This is a genomic window from Mediterraneibacter catenae, assembly GCF_008691045.1.
In the GTDB taxonomy this organism is placed as follows: domain Bacteria; phylum Bacillota; class Clostridia; order Lachnospirales; family Lachnospiraceae; genus Mediterraneibacter; species Mediterraneibacter ornithocaccae.
The window spans coordinates 1-977 of record NZ_VMSO01000057.1 but is presented as its reverse complement, the minus strand read 5'-3'; the positions used below and the strand labels follow the sequence as shown (position 1 = coordinate 977).

Genomic DNA, 977 nt, shown 5'->3' with positions numbered 1-977 from the left:
CGAAGATGCTGCAACAGCCGTATCCGGCGCCTACAAAGATGATGACAGCAAGTATTCCCTTAAGAACCTGCTGAAGCGTCAGGAAACGGAGGCAGGCAATGAAGAATAAGACTACTGATATCTATGAGATGTTGGACACACTATCTCTGCCGGTAGCCGCCCAGCGTTTCGCAGAACTGTCTAAAAGTCCTGAATTCGGCAGCTATACCGCTTTGCAGTTTATCCGTGAGGTTCTGGAACCTCAGTACATAGAAACACTCAACAACAGGTTTGAAACAAATCTGCGGCTCAGCAGCCTGATCAATAAAGGTGCTTTGGCCGAGAATCTGAAAACCGGCAACGGACGCATCTACAATGATGCCACCGTTGAACAGATCCTGAAATTTCATTTCGCTGAGAACCGGCAGAACGTCGGGATCTATGGAGTCACCGGTGCCGGCAAGTCTTATTTCCTGTCTGCCTGTTGTGTGGAAGCATGCAGACGTAATTACCGTTGTAAGTTCGTAGACTATAGTGACCTGCTGGACGAACTGATCGTCCTCAACCGCCAGGAAGACCTGAACAAGTATCGTAAGAGGATCAGGTACTATGCACGGATCCAGCTGCTGTTCATTGATGATTTTGCCATAAGCAGGTATTCAGAAGAAGGGATCAAGATCCTGTATCATCTCATAAAACTTCGGGATGACCTTGGCACCTCCACACTCTTCAGCTGTCAGTATTCTCCAGATGAGTGGGGAAATCAGCTGAGTGACGAAAAGGAATGCTACGGTAAGCTTGACGGGATCAGACGCAGACTAACGACAGGATTTACTGTACTTATTGAGAAAGCATAGCTTTCTTCTGGAACACCGATCAATACTGATCAGTGGGGCGGAGTACCCTCTGCCCTGCTGATATCCCAGGCTGTCCGTTTAATATGGCCCGGACTGTCCGGGAAATGCGGCCCTGCTGTCCGCAGAAAGTGGCTGTTTGCA

General features: G+C 48.8%; 1 protein-coding gene. It reads left to right on the top strand.

All coding sequences use genetic code 11. The annotated features are described in order from the left end of the window. Positions 1-98 precede the first annotated feature (98 nt). A complete protein-coding gene (locus tag FNY66_RS15330) occupies positions 99-836 on the top strand; it encodes an ATP-binding protein (RefSeq protein ID WP_087150789.1) in 738 nt (245 codons plus the stop codon). The last annotated feature ends 141 nt before the right edge of the window (positions 837-977 follow it).

Excerpts from the sequence above, each read along its gene's own strand:
- FNY66_RS15330 (WP_087150789.1), top strand. The coding sequence starts at position 99 with ATGAAGAATAAGACTACTGATATCTATGAGATGTTGGACACACTATCT.